Here is a 410-nt window from a genome sequence, read left to right as displayed (position 1 = left end):
TTGTCCTCAAAATCTCCGTTCTCGATCAGGTTCGCCCCCGGCTCCGGATCCGGCGCAACATCCACATCCGTCACCGTCAGCGACGCACTCGCCTCCAGCACGCCGCTGCGCACCACAACGTTCACATCCTGGGACCCGTCCACAACACCATCCAGAAGACCGCTGATCACGACATCCCGGCTCAGCTCGCCCGCCGCGAAGCTCACTTCCGTCACGGCCGGCGCCGCCTCGTCCCCGCCTGACACTTCAACACTTACCACCAGAGGCGCATCCAGACCCACATCGCCCGTCCGGAGGATCGTCGCAACCGTCGAGCCATCTTCCGCAATCACCCCTTCAGACAGACTCAGCGACAGACCCTGCGGCTCCGGCTCGACCCCAGGCAAAGGCTCTCCCGTGGCGACCAGCGA

The 410-nt window shown here is 64.9% G+C and carries 1 protein-coding gene; it reads right to left on the bottom strand.

Annotation, left to right across the window (positions count from 1 at the left end; translation table 11 throughout):
• Positions 1-410 (bottom strand): hypothetical protein (locus HY36_RS18570; RefSeq protein WP_035554139.1); only part of this gene is annotated, 410 nt, incomplete at both ends.

The organism is Hyphomonas atlantica corrig. (genome assembly GCF_000682715.1).
GTDB lineage: Bacteria > Pseudomonadota > Alphaproteobacteria > Caulobacterales > Hyphomonadaceae > Hyphomonas > Hyphomonas atlantica.
This window is presented reverse-complemented; position numbering and strand designations above follow the sequence as displayed.